The organism is Micromonospora sp. NPDC047756 (genome assembly GCF_055587245.1).
In genome coordinates, this window is sequence record NZ_JBVJGQ010000007.1 from 167,331 (window position 1) to 190,410 (window position 23,080).

Genomic DNA, 23,080 nt, shown 5'->3' on the forward strand with positions numbered 1-23,080 from the left:
CCCAGACCCCGGCTGGCCGTGGGGCACACGCGGAGCTGGTGCACGGCGGGACGGCTGCCCGCCTCCGTACATCTGATGTATGTCCGCCCGGACGGGTCGCCGTCGGCGTCGTTCTGCCGAATCGCCCTGCGGCGGCGTGGGAGCTTGCTGCTGCGCGACCGCTCGTCTGTCTTTCTGACCGGCCACAGGGGCGTGACGTGGGCTCATCGATCGACCGTTGCCTATTCTGTGGCCCCGGAGTAACCTTCCCGAAACACATCAGATGTCTGGCGCGCCACGGCCCGGCGTCGGCCTGCTCAGGCAGGGTCCCGGTTGGCCCCACCAAGCGGATCCCCATGTCGAGTCCCATAGTTGTCACGCTTCGGGGTGGCCGGACTGGTCACCGTTTGGAGGATCGATGTCAGACCTGACCCGACGGCAAGCCCTCAAGGTCGGCGCAGCCGGCGCGGGCGGTGCTCTCCTGCCGGTGCCCTGGACCGCGGTGGCCAAGGCCGACTCGGTGGCCCCGCCGCAGGTGATGGCCGCCGGGGACATGGCGCTCTGGTACGACGAGGGCGCCGGAACCGACTGGTTGCGGGCGCTCCCGATCGGCAACGGCCGGCTCGGCGCCATGGTCTTCGGCAACGTCGACACCGAGCGGCTCCAGCTCAACGAGGACACCGTCTGGGCCGGTGGGCCGCACGATCCCAGCAACACCCGAGGCGCGGCGGCGCTGCCGGAGATCCGGCGGCTGGTCAACGCGAACCAGTGGACCCAGGCCCAGGATCTCATCAACCAGACCATGATGGGCAACCCCGGCGGTCAGCTCGCCTACCAGACCGTCGGCAACCTTCGGCTCGCGTTCGGTTCCGCCAGCGGAGCGTCGCAGTACGACCGGACGCTCGACCTCACCACCGCCACCGTGACCACGTCGTACGTGCTCAACGGCGTGCGCCACCAGCGGGAGGTGTTCGCCAGCGCGCCGGACCAGGTCATCGCGATGCGACTGACCGCCGACCGCACCGGCTCGATCAGCTTCACCGCCACCTTCGACAGCCCACAGCGCACGTCGGTGTCCAGCCCGGACGGCACCACGATCGGCCTCGACGGTGTGTCGGGCAACCAGGAGGGCGTCAACGGCCAGGTCCGTTTCCTCGCCCTGGCCAACGCCACGATCAGCGGCGGCAGCGTGTCCAGTTCCGGCGGCACCCTGCGGGTCACGAACGCCAACAGCGTGGTCCTGCTGATCTCCATTGGCTCCAGCTACGTCAACTACCGCAACGTCGGCGGCGACTACCAGGGCATCGCCCGGCAGCGGCTCAGCAGCGCGCGGGCCAGCAGCTTCGACCAGTTGCGCAGCCGGCACGTGGCCGACTACCAGGCGCTGTTCAACCGGGTCACCCTGGATCTGGGTCGCACGTCCGCGGCCAACCAGACGACGGACGTCCGGATCGCCCAGCACAACAGCGTCAACGACCCGCAGTTCTCGGCGCTGCTGTTCCAGTTCGGCCGCTACCTGCTGATCTCGTCCTCCCGGCCGGGCACCCAGCCGGCCAACCTCCAGGGCATCTGGAACGACTCGCTGACCCCGTCCTGGGACTCGAAGTACACGATCAACGCGAACCTGCCGATGAACTACTGGCCGGCCAACACCACGAACCTGGCCGAGTGCCACAACCCGGTCTTCGACATGGTCAGAGACCTCGCCGTCGCCGGGGCACGGACCGCCCAGGTGCAGTACGGCTCCGCCAGTGGCTGGGTCACCCACCACAACACCGACGCGTGGCGGGCCACCGCAGTGGTCGACGGCGCGTTCTGGGGTATGTGGCAGACCGGCGGCGCGTGGCTGTCCACGTTGATCTGGGACCACTACCTGTTCAACGGTGACATCGAGTTCCTGCGGACGAACTACCCGGCCATGAAGGGCGCCGCGCAGTTCTTCCTCAACACCCTGGTGACCGAGCCGACCCTCGGTTACCTGGTGACGAACCCGTCGAACTCACCGGAGCTCAGTCACCACTCGAACGCCAGCGTCTGCGCCGGCCCCACCATGGACAACCAGATCCTGCGCGACCTGTTCGACGGCGTCGCCCGGGCGAGCGAGATCCTCGACGTGGACAGCACCTTCCGGGCCCAGGTGCGTGCCACCCGGGACCGGCTCCCCCCGATGAAGGTCGGCTCGCGCGGCAACATCATGGAGTGGCTCTACGACTGGGTGGAGACCGAGCCCAACCACCGGCACATCTCGCACCTGTACGGGCTGGCCCCCAGCAACCAGATCACCAAGCGCGGCACGCCACAGCTGTTCGAGGCGGCCCGGCGGACCCTGGCGCTGCGCGGCGACGACGGCACGGGCTGGTCGCTCGCCTGGAAAATCAACTTCTGGGCGCGGATGGAGGAGGGCAAGCGGGCTCACGACCTGATCCGCTACCTCGCCACCACCGCGCGACTCGCGCCCAACATGTTCGACCTGCACCCGCCGTTCCAGATCGACGGCAACTTCGGCGCCACCGCCGGCATCGCCGAGATGCTGTTGCAGAGCCACATCGGTGAGCTGCACGTCCTGCCCGCGCTGCCGCCGGCCTGGCCGAGCGGGCGGGTGACCGGCCTACGCGGTCGGGGTGGGCACACGGTCGGCATCACCTGGGCGAGCGGCGTGGCCACCGAGATCCTCGTCCGACCGGACCGGGCCGGCACCGTCCGCCTGCGCTCCCGGATCCTGACCGGCACCGTCACCGTGGTCGACACCGCCGACGGTACGGCGGCCCGGGTCACCCGGATCGAGTCCGACCTGATCGAGGTCACCGTGCAGGCCGGGCGCACCTACCGGGTCACCAGTTCCGGGGTCGCCACGCCGACGCTGGAGCAGAGCTTCACCAACGTCGGCATCACCAGCGACAGCAACACCAACGTCGGGAACTTCGACGGCGGCGGGGCCTCGCTCTCCGCGCAGGCCCTGGCGGCGGCCGGTGCCAGCCCGGGCGGCACGATCAGCCGCAACGGGGTGAACTTCCGCTGGCCCAACGTCAGCTCCGGGGTCGCCGACAACGCCGTCGCCTCGGGCCAGACCATCGGCGTCACCGGCACCGGCAGCACCCTCGGCTTCCTGCTGACCGGCACGTACGGCGCAGTGTCCGGCACCGGCACCGTGGTCTACGCCGACGGCACCCGCCAGACGTTCACGTTGAGCTCGCCGGACTGGTACGGCGGGCCGCACTCCGGGGGCACCGCGGCGGTCGTGTCCGCGTACCAGAACCGGCCCAACAACGGCCGCCAGGCCACCGCGGCCTGCATCTACTACGTGGGTGTCGGGTTGCAGAGCGGCAAGGCGGTGGCGTCGGTCGTGCTGCCCAACATCAGCGCCCGTCCCGCGACGAACGTGCCGACCATGCACATCTTCGCCATCGCGATCGGGGGCTGACGGCACCTGATCCCGCTCGGGGGAGCGTGACCGGGCCCGTCCCAACTGGGACGGGCCCGGTCACGGCTTTCGGTGGTGCGGTGGCTCCCGGGCAGATGAAAGGCGCGGTGTCAGGGCACGATCGCGTACAGCCGGTCGGTCGGATCGACGACGACGTTGAGTCGTGTCCCGACTGTCAGGGCGGGGTGGTCCTTGCATCGCGAGGTGGACTCGAACGGCTCGAACCCGGGTCCGCCGATCAGCAGGTCCAGCTCGACCCCGCTCTCCTCTCCCAGCGAGGTGGGCCGTGCGGCGATGATCTCGGCGGTCCCAGTCACCCCGGCTGCCTCCAGCCGGTGCAGGTCCCGCCGGGCCCGTTCCTGCAACCGCGACTCGTGCCGGGCCAGCTTGACGCAGGAGATTGTGACCCCGACCCCGGCGACCCCCAGGACCCAACGGTTCAGGGTGGGCTCGCTGGTCGCGAGGAGAGTCGCCGCGAACACCATGGACGGGCCGACCAGCAGTAGCGGCAGGCCCAGGAGCCGGAGCACCAGTCGCAGGAATCCACCGGGAGGAAGATCCAACTGACGCGGCCCGGTGTTGTCGCCTGTCCCGGTCAGCGCGCTCCGTCCGGGTGTGTGTTCCCTTGGCACCGTCGGCATGGCGCCACCCTAACCAGGGCCGTCGGCAACCGCGAGGTTCGCACCCGTCGATCCGCACGCCAGGCCGGGTCCAGCGTGTCACCGGACCCGGCCACCGTTCGTCAGCGGGTGCGCTCCCCGCGGCTCTCGATCCGGAAGTGGTCGAAGGCGACGTCGAGGTCGGTGGAGTTGCCGGCTCGGTTGAAGGCCAGCAGCCCGGCCTTCGTCGCCTCGACGGTCAGCGTGTGGGTGCCGATGTAGCGGTAGACGCTTCCGTCGGTGGAGTAGTAGGCGCGGTAGCTGGCCCCGACCTTGGTCAGTCGCAGCCAGAGGGCGCCGTCGGCCCCGACGATGCGCTGGGCGTCCGCTCCGGTGATCTCCAGGGTGGACGCCGTGCCGTTCTGTTCACGCAGGAAGACGATCCGGGTCTTGTTGACGGCGGCGGTCGCGTTGCCCATCTCCCAGGCGAGCTTCACGTAGTTGTTGTCGTCGGCGTACCCGAGAACACCGCCCTGCTCGTTGTTGGCGGCGAGTGGGCGGGAGAAGACGACCCTGGACTCGGCCGTCCAGTCACCGTCGACGTCCTGGAGGGCCAGGTTCCTCGCGGTGTTCACGGTGCCCTGGAGGTCGCCCTGCCGAGCGGTGATGACCAGGGACCCGTCGGCCAGACGCCGGCTGCTCTCGTCCGGCCGGACCCACTGCCACTGCGGGCCGAGTTGGGCCGAGTCGAACTCGTCGCTGCCGGTGATCGTGGTGTTCAGGTCCACCGTGTAGACCGACGAGGCTGCGCCGTTGGTGACGGTGACCCGGGCCTGCCCGGTGGGGCTGGTCGCCTGCTCGACCGTGACCGTGGCGGCGGGGTCGGCGGCGCTGGCGGTGACCGTCGGCACGGTGGTGGTGCCGGCCGGCGTGAGGGCGTTGTAGCGCAGCACCGTCGGCGCGAACGACGCCAGGCGCTTGCCGTCGACGCGCAGGGCCTTCAGCGTCGTGTCGGGCACCAGGTTGAACACGTAGTTCTTCACCAGGGGGCCGAAGAAGCTCTCCGTCGTGACCTTGACGACCGCCTGACCGGGCACGTCGGCCGCCTGGGAGATGATCTCGTAGCGGGCCTTCCGGTCGGCAGTCCGCACCTTCGTGATGGTCGGCGACGCCCCGGCCGGCAGCGGGATGGTGTACGAGGTGTCCGACAGGTTGAAGCCGCCGAACCTCTTGCCGTTGACGACGATCGTCGCCGACAGCGGCGCGTCGTCCACCGGGACGTCCCGCCCGCTGAACTCCTTCCAGTAGTTCACCGAGGTGTCCCGCCAGTCGGCGGCGTCCGCCTCGTGCACCGCCAGCTTGGCGCGTACCTCGGCGAACCGGCGTGCGTCGATGTCGGGTTGCAGCGCGTCCCAGGTCTCCCGCATCCAGGTCACGTACTGCACGCCCATCTGGTAGCGGTAGACCAACTCGTCCCAGAACGTCCGGCCGCTGTCCATCCGATGGCCCCACGGCACGTGGTGGAACCACATCAGCAGGTTCTCCGGGACCGATTTGATGTTCCCGTAGCGCTGCTGCAACCGGGGGAAGTACTGGGCGGCCAGGTTACTGCCGGTGGGGGAGCGGTCGAAGCCCAGACCGACGCTGTCGGCCTTGTTGTAGTAGATCGGGCTCCAGTCGTCGCGGCCGGCCCAGTCGGCGGGGTCGGGGCGGTAGTGGGCGCCCTCGGCGAACTGGTGGCCGATGCCCAGCGGCGTCTGATAGCTGACCAGCGACTCCCACGAGCCCATCATCATCCGGTTGATGGTGTCGACGACGCGCCGGTCGTTGCTCCAGGTCATCCGCGTCCAGTCGGTCGCGATGTCCGCCGAGTCGAGCGTCCAGTCCCACGCCTGACGTCCGAAGGCGAAGAGGTTCGCCTGGGCGAAGTGGTGCCCGGTCAGGTTGTCCGCGTTGCCGAGGTTGGCGACACCCACGATGGCGGTGTCCGGGTGGTGCTGGGCGGTCCCATCGACGATGTTGCCGACGAGGCGCTTCGTGAGCAGCTTCCCGTTCGCGTCGGTCGCGTGCGTGTCGGTCTTGAGGATCTCCTCGTACATCGGGCCGAGGTAGGCCAGCATCCAGTTCTGGCCGGTGTACTCCTGCGTGATCTGGAGTTCGAGGGCCTGGTTGGTGTTCTCCATCCGGCCGAACATGGGGTGCACGGGCTCCCGGGCCTGGAAGTCCAGTGGCCCGTTCTTGGTCTGGAGGAACACGTTGTCGGCGAAGCGTCCCCGGCTGCCGTCCGGCTGGACCTCGTCGTCGATCGGCCCGAACTCCAGGTAGGCCCGCTTGAGCCGGTCGTTGTCGACCTCGGCGTTGTAGACGAACGTCCGCCAGTGCACTGTCATCCCGAGCGGCGCGACCGCGGCGGCGATGGCGTTGGCGCCGTCACCGTGGTCGTACCCGAAGTCCTGTGGCCCCGGCTGGCCCTCGGAGTTGGCCTTGACGGTGAGGCCCATGAAGTCCGGGATCGCGGCCTGGATCTGCTGGGCCCGCCGGTGCCACCAGCCCCGGAAGTCCGCGCCGTACGGATCGAGTTGGCTGTTGGTCAGGGTGTCCGGCGCGAACCGGCTGTCGGTCGGTGCGGTGTAGCGGATCGACAGGCCCAACCTGATGCCGTACGGACGCAGCGCGTCGGCGAGGGCCGCCTCCTGCGCGATGCGGGTGCTCGTCAGGTACGCGTTGTCGGCGTTGACGTTGTTGATGGTGATGCCGTTGATGCCCAGGGACGCCAACGCGCGGGCCATGACGAGGTAGCGGTCCAGAATGACGGGCAGGTTCCGGCCGGCGCTGGCACCGGTCGCGGCGAAGTTGAAGATCGCCCCGCTCTCCCCGTTTAGCCCGCCCAGCCCGGAGGCGTTGTTGCCCGCGTAGAGACGCTCGGTCTCCCAGTTGTTCAGCAACCGATGCTTGATCTTCGGCGACTCCGCGACGCGGAGGTGGTCGACGGGTTGGTGGGTCTGCAGCAGCCGGAGGAAGGCGAAGGTGCCGTACAGCGCACCGAGGTCGGTCGTGCCGGCGATGACGGTGAAGCGTGCCCCGCCCCTCGTCACCGTGCGGACGAGGTAGCCCTCGTCGCCGACCTTGGCCAGGTCGCGGGTAGCGATGGTGCGGCCCACCAGCGGCGAACTCGTCGGCGTGCCCACCACGACCGCGCCGTCCGGGACCGTGCCGCCGTCGACCGTCGCCACGGGGATCGGCTGACCGAGCAGCCCGCCCAGACCGCGGACCAGTTCGTCCCGGGCGGCGCCCAGCGTGGTCTCGACGAGCTTCTCGCGCGAATCGGGGGCCATGGCGAGGTCCGTCGTGTTCCGGTGGACCTTCGTGGCGTCGGCGTTCTCGACCACGATCGCCGTGGCCGCGCGGAGGTAGTCACCGCGCAGCTTCGCGTCGTCGACCGGTACGTACCGCAGCCACAGGTCGGAGCCGTTGTAGTCGTCCGGCGACGGAGCCGCGGCGACCGGCGTGGTGGTGGCGACCGTGAGGGTGGCCGCGACGGTGGCCAGTGCCGTGCCCAGCACGATGAGGGTCCGTCGTAGCCTGGGCGTCGAGCCTCGGATCATCGCCGTCTCCTCGTTCGTCCACTCGTCGTCGTGCGCCCGGCGCGGGAGGACGACGACGTCGACAGATGGGTGCGCGTCGATGTTGCTCGATGGGGCCGTGCCTCGGCAACGAGTTGTCGTTTCTTGTCGCGGCCGGTGTGGCCCAATCCCCGACACGTTCCGCGAGAGCCGCCGTCGACTCGGCGGACCATGGCTGCGGGAATCTCGGTGCTGTCCGGAACTGTCGTAGCCGGTACCTAGGCTGCCGCGGTGAGTATGAACGGTAACTGGCTGCGCGTTTCGCCCGACGAACTGGAGCGGGCGAGGACAGACCTCGGCTGGGCCTACGACCTCGCGATGACGCAACGGAACGACAACTCGGAACGCTGGGAGGCCATCGGCAAGGCCTGGGACGGGTTCGAGTTCCTCCTCGATCGGCGGGGCTTCGAGATTCCGCTGGTCTCCGGCGCGGAGCGGTTCGTGGAGCTGCCCGACGTCGAGCCCGACAGCGAGGAGATGTTCGACTTCCTGGAGAACCTCGAAGACGACTGGGGCTACGGGCCGCCCACCTATCTGACACCGGTCGACGTCGCGACGGCGGCCGCGCGCCTGGCCGAGCTCACCCAGGACGACTTCATCCGGGGCGTCGACCCACAGGAGTTGATCCGGGCCGACATCTACCCCGGAACCTGGGACCGACCCGGCCAACTTGGGTGGGTGGCCCATTACCTACCCGACGTTCAACGCTTCTTCGGTGCGGCCGCCAGGGATGGCGCCGCGGTGATCTGCTGGCTCGACTGAGCGGCGGGTCAGCCACCTCACTGCTCCGAGAGAGGTGGCAGGCTCGCGGCGAGCGCCGGCCGCTGGCGTACCCACGGTCGGGGGCGACCCGCTTTCCGGTCGCGGGCGGCCGTCGAGTGGCGGACAACGAGGCGTACCGGCAGGACCATCGGCCGTCCGGTGTGCCCGGGGGCGCCCTCGATCATCGTGAGCAGGTGCCGGGCCGCCGCGGAACCCTCCGCGTAGAACGGTGCCGCGACCGTGGTGAGCCCGGGTGTGACGATGTCGGCGGCGAGAGTGTTGTCGAAACCCACGATGCTGACGTCGCCCGGAACGTCGACGCCTATCCGGGTGAGGCCCCGGATGAGCCCGATCGCCATCTGGTCGTTGAAGGCGAGGATGGCGGTCGCGGGACGAGCGCGAAGCTCCTCGGCGGCCCGTTCGCCACCCTCGATGGTGGGGCTGAACGGGCCGATCTGGCGTACCTTGATTTCGAGTTCTATGCCGGCTTCGAGCAACGACCGCCAGCGGATGCCGTTCGGCCAGGACGCCTGCGGCCCCGCGACGTAGGTGATGTGGTCGTGCCCCAGTTCCCCAAGGTGCTCGGCGGCCCGCCGGACCCCGCGGGGGTTGTCCGTCACGACGCAGGGCACGTCGGCGACGGAACGGTTGAGGACCACCACCGGCCGCTGCTTGGCGAACATCCGGATTGCCGAGTCCGACATCCGGCTGCTGGCGAGCACGATGCCGTCGACCGTCGACATCGTGCGTTCGATCGCCGCCCGCTCCACCCGGTCGGACTCCTGGGCGTCGATGAGCACCGTGGTGTACTCGTCGTGCATCGCCGTCTCCTGCGCCCCGCGCACGATCCCGGCGTACACCGGGTTGGTGATGTCGGCGATGACGAGCGCGATCACGCGCGTGCGGGACGTGGTGAGGGCGCGGGGAAGCGGGTTGGTCCGGTAGCCCAGCCGCTCGGCGACCCGCCGAATCCGTTCGGCGGTCTCGGAGTTGACGCGACTCGGCCGGGAGAAGGCGCGGGACACCGTGGACGGTGAGACGTCGGCCTCGACCGCGACGTCGTAGATCGTGACTCTCTTCTCCGGCGGCCTGGTGTGGTCGGGCATTGTCATGCTCCTCCCAGCTGGGGCGCAGTGATCATGCTATGACGGCCGTGAATACTCGGCAATGCCCCCGCAACAATCCAACGGTCGAACACATTCGCGCGAGGCAATACATGGCAACCCGTTGCCGCCACGGCGCGCCGGCTGCCTCAATCAGCACCGACGACACCTGGCGGAGGGAACAGCTCATGGGTATCTCACGGCGCGGCGCTCTCCTGGTCACGGCATCGTCGCTCCTGGTGGGCACGGTCGGGTGTGGGGCACCCGAGGCCCCCGGCGACAACAAGGGCGACAGCACCGGTGAGGTGCCGCAGCGGCCCGGCAAGGCCGTCACGCTCAACGTCCTCGACGTGGCGGGCAACCTCCAGTTGACCCAGGCGATGATCGACGAGTTCGTCGAGAAGAACCCCGACGTGATCTCCCGGGTGACCTATTCGAAGGCGCCGGCGCCCGAGCTGGCCGGGAAGATCAAGGCCCAGCAGGGGGCGGACCGGGTGGACATCGGCCTCGTGCTGACCGGCGTCGACGGCCTGGCCGCCGGGATCGAGCAGGGGCTCTGGATCGACGTGTTGCCGACCTTCCAGGACCGCCTCGGCGGCATGAGCAACTACCTGGCGCCGGCCGCCGCGATGCAGAAGCTCGCCGGCAACGCGGGCGTCACCGTCACCTACTACCCGTCCGGTCCGCTGCTCGAATATCTGCCGTCCCGCCTGCCGACGCCACCCACCAGCGCGGACGCGCTGCTCGCCTGGGCCAAGGCCAACCCGAAGCGGTTCCAGTACGCCCGGCCGGCCAACTCCGGCCCGGGGCGGACGTTCCTGATGGGACTGCCCTACATCCTGGGGGACACGAACCCCAAGGACCCCACCGCGGGCTGGGACAAGACGTGGGCGTTCCTCAAGGAGCTGGGCCAGTACGTCGACTACTACCCGTCCGGCACCACCGAGACGATGAAGAACCTCGCCAACGGCACCGCCCACCTGATCGTCAGCACCACCGGTTGGGACATCAACCCGCGGGTGCTCGGCACGGTGCCCAAGGAGGCCAGGATCACCCCGATCGACGGCTTCCACTGGGTTACCGACGCGCACTACGCCGTCCTGCCCAAGGGCGTGTCGACCGACACCCAGGCCGCGGTGCTGGCCCTGCTGGCGTTCATGCTCACCCCTGAGCAGCAGGCCAAGGCGTACGACGAGGGCTACTTCTACCCGGGCCCGGCGATCAAGGACGTCCAGCTCTCGTCGGCGCCGCAGAAGAGCCAGGACGCGATCCGGGAGTTCGGCCGCCCCGAGTACGACGCGCTGATCGCCGGAAACCCGACCGAGGTCCCGCTCGACGCCAAGAGCCTGGTGGCGGCGTTCAGCCGCTGGGACCGCGAGATCGGCGGCGGGAAGGTCAAGCAGGGATGAGCGCGTTCACCCGGCTGCGGCTGGACGGGGTGTCCCGCCGGTTCGGTGGCCAGGCCGCCCTCACCGACCTGAACCTGACGATCGAGGCGGGGGAGTTCATCGCCCTGCTCGGCCCGTCCGGCTGCGGCAAGTCGACGGCGCTGAACTGCCTGGCCGGGCTGCTGCCGTTGACGGCGGGAAGCATCTGGCAGGACGAGCGCCGCATCGACACGCTCCCGCCGGAGCGGCGCGGCTTCGGCATGGTGTTCCAGAGCTACGCCCTCTTTCCGCACCTGACGGTCCGGGCGAACATCGCCTTCGGGCTGCGGATGCGGCGGCTGCCCAAGGAGGAGACGCGCCGGCGTACGGCCGAGGCGGTGCGGCTCGTGCGATTGGAGGACCACGTCGACAAGCTGCCCGGTCAGCTCTCGGGTGGCCAGCAGCAACGGGTCGCGATCGCCCGCGCCGTCGTGTTCGAGCCGTCCCTGGTGTTGATGGACGAGCCGCTGAGCAACCTGGACGCCAAACTGCGCCTGGAGATGCGGACCGAGATCCGCCGGCTGCACCAGTCGTTGGGGCTCACCACCGTCTACGTGACCCACGACCAGGAGGAGGCGCTGTCCCTGGCCGACCGGCTGGTGGTGCTGCGGGAGGGGCGGGTGCAGCAGATCGGCTCGCCGCGGGAGCTGCACACCCGACCGGCGAACTGGCACGTCGCCGACTTCATGGGCTACCGCAACCTGTGGCGGGGGCGGGTGGAGCAGTCCGACGGCGGCCGGGCCAGCGTCGAGTCGTCCGGCCATCGCCTGCTCGGCGAGGTGGTGGGGGGCCTCCAGCCCGGCGCGGACGTCATGGTCGCGGTACGCCCCGAGGACATCCGCGTCGACGGGCCCGGCGAGACCCGCAACGCCATGTCGGCGACCGTCGAGGTGGTGGAGTATCAGGGCCGCGAGTTGGCGGCCGAGGCCCGTACCGACACCGGGCTGCTGCTGCACCTGCGCACCGAGCAGCGGATCGCGCCGGGCGACCAGGTCAAGCTCACCGTCGACCCGCAGCGGCTGCTCGTCTATCCCGCCGACGCGTCGGCGCAGCCCGACCGACTCGCGGACGCCTCGGGGGCGACGCGGTGAGCGGCGCCGGGCCCGGGAGACCGCTGGCGCACTGGCAGCACCGCCTCGCCGAGCGGGGCGTCGATCGTCAGCTCTGGTTGCTGCTCCCGGCCCTGGTCTTCGTCATCGCCCTGTTCCTCTACCCGTTCTTCTACGGGCTGACGCTCTCGTTCCAGCCGACCAGAGGCGGGCCGTTCAGCGACTACGCCCGGTTCTTCTCCGACTCCTACGAACGGGGCACCATCTGGATCACGCTGCGGATCGCGTTGCCCGCCGCGCTCCTGAACGTCCTCGCCGCGGTGCCGATCGCCTACCGGATGCGTGGCCGGTTCCGGGGCAAGCGGCTGGTCACCACGTTGCTGGTCGTGCCGATCACGCTCGGCACGGTCCTCACCGCCCAGGGGTTGCTGAACTTCCTGGGCCCGACCGGCTGGTTCAACCGGATTCTGTTGGCCAGCAACCTCGTCGACGAGCCGGTGCGACTGACCCACAACTACTGGGGTGTCTTCTTCTCGCTGGTGATCACGGGCTTTCCGTTCGCGTTCCTGCTGGTGCTGTCGTACCTGTCCGGCATCGACCCGACCCTTGAACGGGCGGCCGCGACGCTGGGCGCGGACTGGCGCCGGCGGTTCACCCGGATCACCCTGCCGCTGCTGATGCCCGGCCTGGCCACGACGTTCTGCCTGACCTTCGTCCTGGCGTTCAGCGTGTTCCCGTCGGCCGTTCTGGTCGGCAACCCGGCCGGGGAGACCCGGGTCATCTCCCTCGCCGCCTACCAGGCGGCGTACGAGCAGTACGACTACCCGTACGCGTCGGCGATCGCCATGATCATGGGCTTCGTCGAGCTGGTCATCATCGCTGTGGTGCTGGCCGCCCGTAGCCGCTTCTACACCGGCTCCACCGGAGGCAAGGGCTGATGGCAACGAGCACCCAGGCCCCACCAGCGCGGCCCCCCGCCACCAGCACCGACCGGCGGCGGCGCATCGCCGCGCGCCCGGCCGCCTGGATCGTGTGGGGCGTCGTCATCTTCTTCTTCCTCAACCTGCTGGGCGTCGTGGCGTCCGTGCTGGTCAGCTCGTTCGGCCGGCGCTGGTTCGACACCTGGCTCCCGGACGGCTACACCACCGACTGGTACGCCCGGGCCTGGGACGAGTTCGCGCTGCTCCAGGTCATCGTCGTGACGCTGGAGGTCTCCGTCCTCGTCGTGGGCCTGTCGCTGGTGATCGGCGTGCCGGCCGCGTACGCGCTCGCCCGGCGCTCGTTCCCGGGCAAACGGTTGATCTTCCTGGTGTTCCTGCTGCCCATCCTGATGCCCCCGATCACCTACGGCATCCCGCTGGCGACCGTCCTCTACAAGTTCGGCCTGGCCGGGCACATGTCCGGGGTGGTGCTCGCCAACCTGGTGCCGTCGGTGCCCTTCGTCATCCTGACCATGACGCCGTTCATCGAGCAGATCGACCCGAGGATCGAGAGCGCCGCGCGCATGTGCGGCGCGGGCCTGCGGACGGTGTTCCTGCGGGTCCTCACGCCGCTGCTCGTCCCGGGCATCCTCGCATCGGCGATCCTCGTGCTGGTCCGCACCGTGGGCATGTTCGAGCTCACCTTCCTGACCGCGGGGCCGGACTCGCAGACCCTGGTGGTGGCGCTCTACTACTCGATGTCCGCGTCCGGGATCAGGGCTCAGCAGTCGGTCGACGCCATGGCGGTCATCTACACCTCGATGATGCTGGTCCTGCTCGTCGTCGCGCTGCGCTACGTCAACCCGACCCAGCTCGTGGCGCAGGTCAAGGACGACCCGGAGCACTGAGGGCGTCGGCCGCCTCGTCGAGGATCTCGCCCAGGCGACCCGCGACGGTGAGGAGCGCCGGCATCGTCGTCCGCAGACCGCGATAGGCCGCGGCGAGCGTCGGGTCCACCGCGACGGGCTCGCCGCGGGCGACCCCGGGATCGAGCTGGCTGACCGCCTCCGTGAGATCGTTGCTGTGACCAATCGCGAAGAGCCCGAGGGCCGCCGCGCCGAGGGTGACGTGCTCGCCCACACCCGCGACGCGCACCGGACAGTCCAGCACCGCCGCCATCACCTCGCGCCACAGCGGAGACCCGAAGGCGCCGCCGGTCAGGCGGACGCTGCGGATCGGCGTCAGCGCGGCCAGCCGGTCACGGACCCCAGCGAGTTGCAGGCAGACGCCCTCCACGGCAGCCCGCACCAGGTGGCCGCGCGAGTGCTCACTGCGCAGGCCCAGGAACGCGCCCGGCGGAGCTCCATCCTGCGGCGGGGCCTCGTCGGCCCGCAGGTAGGGCAGCATCACGAGACCGTCGCTGCCCGGTGCGATCCGCTCGGCGAGATCCAGGAGCGCTGGCGCGGCCCGGTCGTCACCGAGGACACGTCCCGCCCACCGTACGACGTTGCCGCCGTTGCTGAGCGCGCCGCCGACAACCCACGCGTCGTCGGTCAACGCACCGCAGCAGAAGGTCTCCGCCGGGTCGGTGAGGGGAGCCTCGACCACCGTCCGCAGGGCGCCCGTGGCCCCGAGCGTCAGGCCACCGACGGCGGGGTCGGTCGCCGCCCCGCCCAGACTCCGCAACGGACCGTCTCCCGCGCCGACGACGACCGGTGTGCCGGAGGGCAGGCCCACCGCGTGCCCGGCCGTCGCCGACATCCGCAAGACCGCCGTCGTGGGCAGCACCGGGGGCAGCTGACTCTCGGACACTCCGGCGAGATCGAGTACGGCGGAACTCCACCCTCGACGGTGCACGTCGAACATCCCGGTGCCCGATGCCGAGGACAACTCGGTCACCAGCATCCCGGTGAGCCGATGAACCACGTAGTCCTTGAGGCCGATCCACCACCGCGTCGCCGTGCACAGCCGCGGCTCGTGGCGGGCGAACCACAGCAGCTTGCAGAGCGGGTTCATCGGGTGCACGGGGGTGCCCGTCAACCGGTGCAGTTCCCGGCTCTGGCCGGACAACCGCAACTCGCGGGCCGCCTCCGACGACCGCCTGTCACACTGGGTCAGCAGCGGCGTCACCGGCGTCATGGCCGCGTCCAGCCCGATCAGGCCGTACCGGGCGGAGCTGAGCGCGACGGCGACCACCTCGGCCCCGCAGGTGCCGGCCACGCACGCGGACATCGCCGCCACTGTGGCCGCCATCAGTACGTCCGGGTCCTGTACCTGCCAGCCGGGCATCGGCTCACGCAGTGGGTACTCCCGCGTCGCGACGTGCCGGGCGGTGCCGTCCAGTGCGAACGCGACAGCCCGCACGGCTCTGGCGCCCACGTCGACCCCGACGATCACCCGACGCTCCGGCCCCATCCGCCCATGGTCGGGCGGTGTTCGCCGGACCGGCAAGCGGTTGCGCGCAGTTGTCGTCAGTAGCGCCGACGGGCGCTCAGACCAGGAACTCCTCCCGCATCCGCGCGCCCAGGTTGATCCCGCCGACCGCCCGGGGGCCGGCCGGATCGTGCACGGCGACGGTGTTGTTGCGACGCATCAGCTCCCGAACCGCGGGTGGCAGTCGCGGCGGGTCGTCCATGGCCGCGAGGACCCGCCCGGCGCTGACGATCAGCCGATCGGCCAGGGTGGCCGCGTCGGTGTCCACCCGCACCCGGCCGTACTCCCAGCCGGAGGTGGTCAGGTCGAGCACCTCGAACACGCGGGTGACCAGCGGGTTCGGGTCGGTCACCCGGTCGAGCCGGGGCGCCCTGTTGCCGACCACGGTGACGGCGGCGGCCACCTGCGCGTACGGGTGGAAGCCGCACGGCAACGCGAACAGCGGCCAGCGCAGGGCCGGGCCCGCCTCCTTCCACAGCGGCCGGTAGTTACGGCGGTGCACCAGCAGCCGTCGGCCCGTCCGGCGGTGGATCTCCTGCGCCTGGGCCTGAAGGTCCACGTGGGCCTCGTCGGCGACCTGACTCACGATCCGGGTCGCCACCACCAGGCCGTCGTCGCTGTCGAGCGAACCGGCGAGCGCGTCGACCTGCTCGTTGAACCGGACCCGCGCGTGGGGGCCGTACCGGGACTGGACGTCGTGCAGCAGCGCCTGCTGGCGTCCCGGGTCGAGCTGGACTCGCCTACCGCCCAGCAATCGACGGAGCCAACGCATGTCGCCTCGATTCAGCAGAGCCGTCGCGGACGGCGGCAATGCTAGTGCGTCGACCCTGCCTCGTGTTCCCAAGGGGGGTTGATCGACTCGGCTTCGGAGACGGCGATCACCGCCGACGCGGCGTGATCAGCCCCGACTCGTACGCCCACACGACCACCTGGGCCCGGTCGCGGCAGTGCAGCTTCGTCATCGCCCGGTTGACGTGTGTCTTGGCGGTCAGCGGACTGATCACCATGCGCGCGGCGATCTCGTCGTTGGTCAGCCCACGGGCGACCAGCTCGACGACCTCCTGCTCCCGGGCGGTCAGCACGTCACGTCCGGCGGTCGGCACGACCGGCGGGGGCCCGGCCACGAACTCACTGATCAGTGTGCGGGTGACGGTCGGCGCGAGCAGCGCGTCACCGCGCGCCACGACGGTGACGGCGTGCAGCAGGTCGGCGGGGTCGGCGTCCTTGAGGAGGAATCCGCTGGCGCCCGCACGGAGCGCGGCGAACACATAGGAGTCGAGCCCGTAGTTGGTGAGGATGAGGACGCGGATCGCCGTCAGGTCGGGATCGGCGGCGATGCGCCGGGTGGCCTCGATGCCGTCGAGGCCCGGCATCTGCACGTCCATCAGGACGACGTCCGGGCGCAGACACCGGGACAGGTGGACGGCCGAGGTGCCGTCGGTCGCCTCGCCGACGACCTCCAGGTGGTCCTCGGCGTCGAGCAGCGCCCGGAAGCCGGCCCGCATCAGCGCCTGGTCGTCGGCGAGCAGCACCCGGATCATCCCGGCTTCCGCGGGAGGCGGGACGGTCATCGTGGTCCGTCCAGCGGGAAGGTGGCCCGTACGGTGAACCCGTGGTCGTCGTGCGCGGCGGTCCGCAGTGTGCCGCCCAGGGCGCTGACCCGCTCCCGCATGCCGCGCAGGCCCACGCCCGGGGTCAGCGGCTCGGTCGGCGACGCCCGGCCGTCGTCGGTGACCGCGACGGTCAGCCCCGCCGGGGCGTACTCCACCTGGATGTGCGCGGTCGCGGGCCCGGCGTGGCGGGCCACGTTGGTGAGCGCCTCCTGGATGACCCGGTACCCGGCCTGGTCGACCTCGTCGGGCAGGTCCCCGCGCTGGCCGGTGACGGTCACCTGCACCGGTACGCCGACCGCCCTGGTCCGCTCGGCCAGCTCGTCCACCCGGGCCAGACCGACCCGATCGCCGTCGGTCGGCGCGCGGAGGACGTCGAGGGTCGTGCGGAGTTCCCGCATCGCGGCGCCGCTGGCCTCCTGGATCGCCAGCAGCGTGGCCGACGGCTCCTCGCCGTGTTTGCGGGCCAGGTGCACGGCGATCCCCGCCTGCACCTTGATCACCGAGATGCTGTGGGTCAAAGAGTCGTGCAGGTCGCGGGCGATGCGCAGGCGCTCCTCCCCGGCGCGGCGCAACGCCATCTCCTCGCGGGTGCGCTCGGCCTCGACGGCCCGCTGCTCGACCTGCTCCAGGTACGCCCGGCGCTGCCGCGCGACAAGGCCGGCGACGTTGGCCGCCACGAACCAGCCGAGCAGCAGGGCCGTCCGTTCGGCGACCAGTTGCCCCGGTCGGCCGGCCGGGGCCATCGAGATGTCGCTGGCCAGGAAGCTACCGAGGAAGGCGAGGCTGGCCACGGCGGCGGCCGACCGGTGTCCCTGCCAGGCGGTGACGTAGACCGCGCAGAGGACGGGGAACGCGGCGGACACCCCGGGATGCACCCGGACGTGAACGGCCAACATGGCGACGGTGACCACGCCCAGCGCCATCACCGGGTGTCGCCGGCACGCCGCCAGGGCCACCACAGTGGCGAGGACCAGGGCGACGTCGAGCACCTCGACCGGCGCGGCGTCCGGGGTGAGCACGGCGTTGCCGAGCAGGAGGACGCCGAGGGCGAGACCGCCGAGGGCGTACGGGAGGTCGCGGCGCATGGTCGCACTGTAGAACGGCCGTCGCCGGTGGAGCATCCCGCGCGCGTGGTAGTTGCGGTGTACCACGGACGCGGTATGAGCGGCGCGGCAAGTGTCTGCGACGGCACGACGTTTTCCCGGCCCGCCGCAACAAGCATCGAGCCCATGACATACCGCTTCTTCGCCCCCACACCGACGAGGGCGGCCACCGGCCGCACCGCAGCCGTCTACGAACAGATGCGCGAGGACTTTCTCGGGCCGTTGCCGACCTTCCAGGCGCTCTCGGCCCTGCCGGAGGTGCTGGCCGCGACCTGGGCGCTGATGCGGGAGGCGCTGCTCGCCGGGGACGCGCCCCGGGTCGACCGCGAACTGGTCGCGGCTTCGGTCTCCCGGGCCAACCGCTGTCAGTTCTGCGTCGACGCCCACGTGCTGCTGCTGCACGCGCTGGGCGTACCGAAGCTGGCCGAGGCCGTCGCCCGTGGCGAGACGCCCGCCGAGCCGAGGCACGCCGCGCTCGTCGCCTGGGCGCAGGCGAGCCGCAACCCCAGATCCGCCGACTGGACCAGCACCCACGGCCCGGAGATCACCGGCACCCTGCTCGCCTTCCACTTCATCAACCGGGTCGTCTCCGCGTTGCTCGACCCCGATCTGCTCCCCGGCGGCCTGCAACGCTCACCGCTGGTGCGCTCGGTCGGGGGCCGGCTCTACGCCAGGGCGGCCCGGGAGTCGAAGGAGCCCGGCCGGAGCCTGGCGCTGCTCGACGTCGACCCGACGGCATCACCTCCCTCCTGGGCGGGGGACAGCCCGGTGGGTGTCGCCTTCGCGTCGCTGCGGAACGCCGCCACCCGGGGTGGGGACCTGCTGGGCGCGGTGGCCCGCCAGACCGTCACGGCCACGGTGCGCTGGGAGGACGGGCAGGTCCCGGCGCGGCCCGCGGACTGGGCCGTCGACCTCGTCCGGGACGTGCCGGGCACGGACCGCGTCGGGACGCGGATCGCGTTGCTGGCGGCGTTCGCGCCCGGCGCGATCAGCCCGGGTGACGTCGCTCTCTGGCGGCTCTCCCACCCCGCCGACGCCGACCTCGTGCGGTTGGTCGCGTACGGGGCGATCACGGCCACCGATCACGTCGCCCAGGCCCTCGCCTCGGCGCACCGCTAGGAGGTAACCCATGCGCAAGGCACTCGTCATCATCAGCGCACTGCTGCTCGTCGCGTTCGCCGTGCAGTTCGTCCTCGCCGCCGTGGGTGGATTCACCAGACCTGCCAGCGACGACGCGTACGCGCTGCACAGCGTCAACGGCATGGCGGTGATCCCGCTTCTCACGCTGCTCACCGCCCTGTTCGCAGCGCTGGCGAAAGCACCCGGAAAGGTCATCGGACTGGCGGTCCTCCCGATCGGCCTCGTCGCCCTCCAGCCACTCATCGCCATGGTGGCGGAGGCGTCCACCGACGCGTCGGGCGTCAGTACCCCGCTCGGCCTGATCATCGGTGGGTTGCACGCGCTCAACGGGATCATCGCGGTGCACGTCGTGGTCGGCGTCCATCGGGCAGCGCGACAGCTCGCCGTCCCGGTTCCCGCCGGCGCGGCCCGTCTGGTCACCCGGGAAGGAGAGCCGGCGTGACCACCGGGTCGCTGCTCGCGGCCGACCTCGTGATCGCGGTCCTCGCGGTCGCCGCCTGGCTGGGGGCCGGCACCGCGTCCGCCGCCCGTCGGCGTCCGCTCGCACTCGGGCTGGCGGCCGTCGCGCTGCTGGCCACGCTCGCCCGCGCGCTCACGATCACCGCCCTCGCCCGGGCCGGCTGGTGGTTCGCGGCGGAGAAGGTCCTCATCGCCGCCCCGCTGTCGCTGGCGGCGGTGGGCGTCGCCGGTCCGCGGTTGCTGCGGGCCTGGGGCGACATCCGGGCCGCCGCGGTCCCGCTCCTCTTCGCCGGGTACGCCACGAGCAGCGCCCTGCTCGTGACGATTCTGCACGGCTACCCGGCGTCGGCCGGGGCGGGGCTGCTGGCGGTCGCCGGGGTCACGGCGGCCACGGTGATCTCGGCGCGGGCGCTCGGCGCGCGCCCGTCCCGGGCGGTGTCCCGGGTGGCCCTCGTGGTGGCGGTCGCGGCCCTGCTGACCGGAACCGGGCTGACCGTCAGCCCGAGCGCCGCGCCCGCCGTACCGCACGAGCACGGTTCCCCGGCGGTCCGCATCGCCGACGAACCCACCCGGCGGTTCACCCTGACCGCCGCCACCGCCACTGTGGACGCCGCCGGGCGGAACGTCGCGGCGTGGGCGTTCAACGGGCAGGTCCCCGGACCGGAGTTGACCGCCACCGTCGGCGACGTCCTGGAGGTGACTCTGCGCAACCGGAACATCGAGCGCGGCGTCACCCTGCACTGGCACGGGTACGACGTGCCCAACGATCAGGACGGGGTACCCGGTGTGACCCAGGCGGCGGTGCGGCCCGGGCAGGAGTTCGTCTACCGGTTCCGCGCCGACCAGGCCGGAACGTACTGGTACCACACGCACTCAACCTCCGATGTCGGCGTACGGATGGGCCTCTACGGGGTGCTGGTGGTGCGACCGGGCCCGGTGACCGGCCTCGACGTCACAGTGCCGGTGCACACCCTGTCGGGCCGTCCGTTGCCCGCGCCGAGGGTGGAGAAGGTCGAGGCCGGCGTGCCGGTGCGATTGCGGCTGATCAACACCGACAGCACGACGCACCGGTACGCCCTGGCCGGGACCGCGTTCCGGGTGGCCGCGGTCGACGGCGTCGACCTGCGCGGCCCGACGCCGCTGGTGGACACCGCCGTGCTGATCCCGGCCGGGGGCCGCTACGACCTGGTCTTCGACGCGCCGGCGACCCCGGTGGCACTGGTCGTCGACGGACGGACCGTCTTCTCGACCGGCCCGGTGTCGACGGCGACCGGCGCCTGGCCGGTGCTGGATCCGCTCGACTACGGCGCGACCACCCCGGCGCAGTGGTCCCGGTTCGACAAGACGTTCACCCTCGTCCTCGATCGCGGCCTCGACCTGCGCGGACTGCTACCGCGGTACGCCCACACCGTCAACGGCGCGGCCGATCCGGACATCCCACCGCAGGTCGTACGCCTGGGTGACGTCGTGCGGTTCACGATCGTCAACCGGTCGCAGATCGTGCACCCGTGGCACCTGCACGGCCACCACGTCCTGGTGCTGGCCCGCGATGGTGAACCGGCGACCGGGAGCCCGCTGTGGCTGGACTCGTTCGACGTCCGTCCGGGCGAGGTGTGGGAGGTGGCGTTCCGGGCCGACAACCCGGGGATGTGGGCCAACCACTGCCACAACCTGGCGCACGCCGATGCCGGGATGACGCTGCATCTCATGTACTCGTGATCGTCGAGGCGGGTAGTTTTCTGTCATGACTGAGGACACCTTCCGTTCGGTGGCGATCGAGCGCACCAGCCTGGGCAACTACGTCGTGCGAAACTCCCGTGGTGGGTCGGTGTCGTTGGGCACGGGCGAGGACGGCAGTTTCACGCCGGTGGAGTTGCTGCTGGCCGCCCTCGGCGGTTGCGCCGCGGTGGACGTGGACCACATCACCAGTCGTCGTGCCGAGCCGACCGGGTTCGCCGTCGCCGTGACCGGGGACAAGATCCGGGACGAGGCCGGCGGAAACCGGATGCGTAACCTGCGGGTCGAGTTCACGGTGACGTTCCCGGAGGGCGCGGAGGGCGACGCGGCCCGTGCGGCGCTGCCCCGGTCGTTGCAGCAGTCGCACGATCGGTTGTGCACGGTCTCCCGTACCGTCGAGCTGGGCACTCCGGTCGCGATCGCCGAGGGCCCGGGGCCATCGGAGACTGACCGGCGCTGAGCACGGCTACTCAGGCCCGTGCGGCTCGTTCGTGTGAGGGTGGCGGGATGCGTCGACTACTGGTGCCACTGCTGATCGTCCTCACCGTGGTGGTGGCGTGTGCCGACCCGAACGCCCAGCCGGGTCGCTCGGACCCGACGGTCGCGCTGCCGGCGCCCACCGAGCTGCTCGCCGACGGCAGCGTGCCCTGGGCCGACCTGAAGATCACCGACGAGGACTTCAACGGTCACCCTCCCGCGCCGAGAACGCCGGCCGCCGGCAGCGAACCGTGCCGGGCGGAGCAGCTGACCGGTCGGCTCACCACCTGGACGCGGCCCGGGACCGGCGGTGAGACGCCTCGGGGCTTCGACGCCGCCATCGGCAAGCTCATCGGCGAAGTGGACGTGCGGAACTCGTCGACGGTCGAGTGCACCCTGCAGGGCGAGGTGCCCACGACCATGCGCGCCGGCGGTCGCGAGATCCCGATGCTCTACACCCACGGCATCGACGAGGAGGGCCGCACCCGGGTGGTCGTCGTGCCGGCGGGCGGCAGCGCCAGCCTGCGTCTGGACTGGTCCGGACCGTTTTGCCAACCGGTGAAGGGGCCGTTGGAGCTGGCGATCGAGCTGCCGCACGACGGCGGCAGGCTGCGTGCACCGGTCACCGCCGACGAGCGCCCGGGCTGTCCGCGGGGGGAGGGGGTCAACCCGCGTGCGCGGGGGACGCTGTCCGCGAGCGGGTTCACCGAGCCGGTGGCGGTGTCGAAGCCCCCGTCCTCGCCGCTCGACAAGCTCACCGTCGCTGTGCGGGGGCCGACGACCGCCGCCGCCGGGTCGCGGCTCACCTTCCGGGTGACGCTGGGCAACCCGACCGACGGTCCCCTCGCGTTGGACCCGTGCCCGGCCTATCTGATGGAACGGTTCTCTCTCGGCGACGCGACGAACGACGCGGTGAACTCCGCCCAGCTGTACCGGCTGAACTGCCGCGCGCTGCCGCAGCTCTCCGCCGGCGGCAGCGCGACGTTCGAAATGGTCGCCGAGGTGCCGGCCTCGATGCGGGCCGGACGGGAGCTGACCGTGACGTGGAAGCTCTATCTGCCGCACTACGTGCAGCGGGGCAACCAGTTCGGTGTCGTGACCCTCACCATCGTCTGAGGACGGTCACCGCCGGGCCGGCAGCATCGGCATCGCCGGCATCCGGGAGAACAAAAGATAGATGCTGTTGAGGGTATGGGAGCGCTCCCGTAGCATGCTTGACGCGGCCTGTTAACGTT

General features: G+C 70.9%; 18 protein-coding genes. 11 read left to right on the forward strand and 7 right to left on the reverse strand.

Annotated elements, in window-relative coordinates:
• Positions 1-397: 397 nt before the first annotated feature.
• Complete coding sequence (locus tag ACZ6NZ_RS23970; protein ID WP_465860254.1) at positions 398-3,400, forward strand: glycoside hydrolase family 95 protein; 3,003 nt, start codon at positions 398-400, stop codon at positions 3,398-3,400.
• Positions 3,401-3,510: 110 nt separating this feature from the next.
• Here ACZ6NZ_RS23970 and ACZ6NZ_RS23975 read toward each other — a convergent pair whose 3' ends face one another.
• Positions 3,511-4,041, reverse strand: coding sequence for a hypothetical protein (locus tag ACZ6NZ_RS23975; RefSeq protein WP_465860255.1), 531 nt, complete (start codon positions 4,039-4,041; stop codon positions 3,511-3,513).
• Between the two features lie 101 nt (positions 4,042-4,142).
• Positions 4,143-7,604 carry an alpha-glucuronidase family glycosyl hydrolase gene (locus tag ACZ6NZ_RS23980; protein WP_465860256.1) on the reverse strand — a complete coding sequence of 1,154 codons (3,462 nt, stop codon included), beginning with the start codon at positions 7,602-7,604 and terminating at the stop codon, positions 4,143-4,145.
• A gap of 255 nt (positions 7,605-7,859) precedes the next feature.
• On the opposite strand from ACZ6NZ_RS23980, the gene ACZ6NZ_RS23985 reads away from it, so the two are divergent.
• Positions 7,860-8,384, forward strand: coding sequence for a YfbM family protein (locus ACZ6NZ_RS23985; protein WP_465860491.1), 525 nt, complete (start codon positions 7,860-7,862; stop codon positions 8,382-8,384).
• A gap of 17 nt (positions 8,385-8,401) precedes the next feature.
• Here the strand turns inward: ACZ6NZ_RS23985 and ACZ6NZ_RS23990 are convergent, their stop codons facing one another.
• Entirely contained in the window at positions 8,402-9,490 is a 1,089-nt protein-coding gene (locus ACZ6NZ_RS23990; protein ID WP_465860257.1) for a LacI family DNA-binding transcriptional regulator, read from the reverse strand.
• A gap of 185 nt (positions 9,491-9,675) precedes the next feature.
• Between ACZ6NZ_RS23990 and ACZ6NZ_RS23995 the strand changes: the two genes are divergently transcribed.
• From ACZ6NZ_RS23995 to ACZ6NZ_RS24010, 4 genes are read left to right on the forward strand one after another with little or no spacing between them, the layout of a single operon-like run.
• Positions 9,676-10,896, forward strand: coding sequence for an ABC transporter substrate-binding protein (locus ACZ6NZ_RS23995; RefSeq protein ID WP_465860258.1), 1,221 nt, complete (start codon positions 9,676-9,678; stop codon positions 10,894-10,896).
• The gene (locus tag ACZ6NZ_RS24000) at positions 10,893-12,005 is read left to right on the forward strand and encodes an ABC transporter ATP-binding protein (protein ID WP_465860260.1); all 1,113 of its coding nucleotides are present in this window, start codon (positions 10,893-10,895) and stop codon (positions 12,003-12,005) included. Before ACZ6NZ_RS23995 ends, ACZ6NZ_RS24000 begins: the two co-directional genes overlap by 4 nt.
• Positions 12,002-12,901, forward strand: a complete 900-nt coding sequence (locus tag ACZ6NZ_RS24005) for an ABC transporter permease (RefSeq protein ID WP_465860261.1) — start codon at positions 12,002-12,004, stop codon at positions 12,899-12,901. The genes ACZ6NZ_RS24000 and ACZ6NZ_RS24005 overlap by 4 nt, the downstream gene beginning before the upstream one ends.
• Positions 12,901-13,791, forward strand: coding sequence for an ABC transporter permease (locus ACZ6NZ_RS24010; RefSeq protein WP_465860262.1), 891 nt, complete (start codon positions 12,901-12,903; stop codon positions 13,789-13,791). Before ACZ6NZ_RS24005 ends, ACZ6NZ_RS24010 begins: the two co-directional genes overlap by 1 nt.
• Here ACZ6NZ_RS24010 and ACZ6NZ_RS24015 read toward each other — a convergent pair.
• From ACZ6NZ_RS24015 to ACZ6NZ_RS24030, 4 genes are all read right to left on the reverse strand, one after another.
• On the reverse strand, positions 13,769-15,298 hold the full coding sequence (locus ACZ6NZ_RS24015; protein ID WP_465860263.1) for a gluconokinase: 1,530 nt from the start codon (positions 15,296-15,298) through the stop codon (positions 13,769-13,771). The genes ACZ6NZ_RS24010 and ACZ6NZ_RS24015 overlap by 23 nt on opposite strands.
• A 76-nt stretch (positions 15,299-15,374) precedes the next feature.
• Entirely contained in the window at positions 15,375-16,088 is a 714-nt protein-coding gene (locus ACZ6NZ_RS24020) for a hypothetical protein (protein WP_366609644.1), read from the reverse strand.
• 106 nt (positions 16,089-16,194) lie between these two features.
• Positions 16,195-16,857, reverse strand: a complete 663-nt coding sequence (locus ACZ6NZ_RS24025) for a response regulator (protein ID WP_465860492.1) — start codon at positions 16,855-16,857, stop codon at positions 16,195-16,197.
• Between the two features lie 26 nt (positions 16,858-16,883).
• On the reverse strand, positions 16,884-18,014 hold the full coding sequence (locus ACZ6NZ_RS24030) for a sensor histidine kinase (protein ID WP_465860264.1): 1,131 nt from the start codon (positions 18,012-18,014) through the stop codon (positions 16,884-16,886).
• 144 nt (positions 18,015-18,158) lie between these two features.
• Here ACZ6NZ_RS24030 and ACZ6NZ_RS24035 point away from each other — a divergent pair, with 144 nt between their 5' ends.
• The 5 genes from ACZ6NZ_RS24035 to ACZ6NZ_RS24055 are packed head-to-tail and all read left to right on the forward strand — an operon-like array spanning position 18,159 to position 22,961.
• Positions 18,159-19,151: a carboxymuconolactone decarboxylase family protein gene (locus ACZ6NZ_RS24035; RefSeq protein ID WP_465860265.1), complete on the forward strand. Its 993-nt coding sequence runs from the start codon at positions 18,159-18,161 to the stop codon at positions 19,149-19,151.
• Between the two features lie 10 nt (positions 19,152-19,161).
• Entirely contained in the window at positions 19,162-19,614 is a 453-nt protein-coding gene (locus ACZ6NZ_RS24040; protein ID WP_366609639.1) for a DUF6220 domain-containing protein, read from the forward strand.
• Entirely contained in the window at positions 19,611-21,350 is a 1,740-nt protein-coding gene (locus ACZ6NZ_RS24045) for a multicopper oxidase family protein (protein WP_465860266.1), read from the forward strand. The genes ACZ6NZ_RS24040 and ACZ6NZ_RS24045 overlap by 4 nt, the downstream gene beginning before the upstream one ends.
• A 25-nt stretch (positions 21,351-21,375) precedes the next feature.
• Positions 21,376-21,828, forward strand: coding sequence for an OsmC family protein (locus ACZ6NZ_RS24050; protein WP_366609635.1), 453 nt, complete (start codon positions 21,376-21,378; stop codon positions 21,826-21,828).
• A gap of 47 nt (positions 21,829-21,875) precedes the next feature.
• Positions 21,876-22,961: a hypothetical protein gene (locus ACZ6NZ_RS24055; protein WP_465860267.1), complete on the forward strand. Its 1,086-nt coding sequence runs from the start codon at positions 21,876-21,878 to the stop codon at positions 22,959-22,961.
• Positions 22,962-23,080 lie beyond the last annotated feature (119 nt).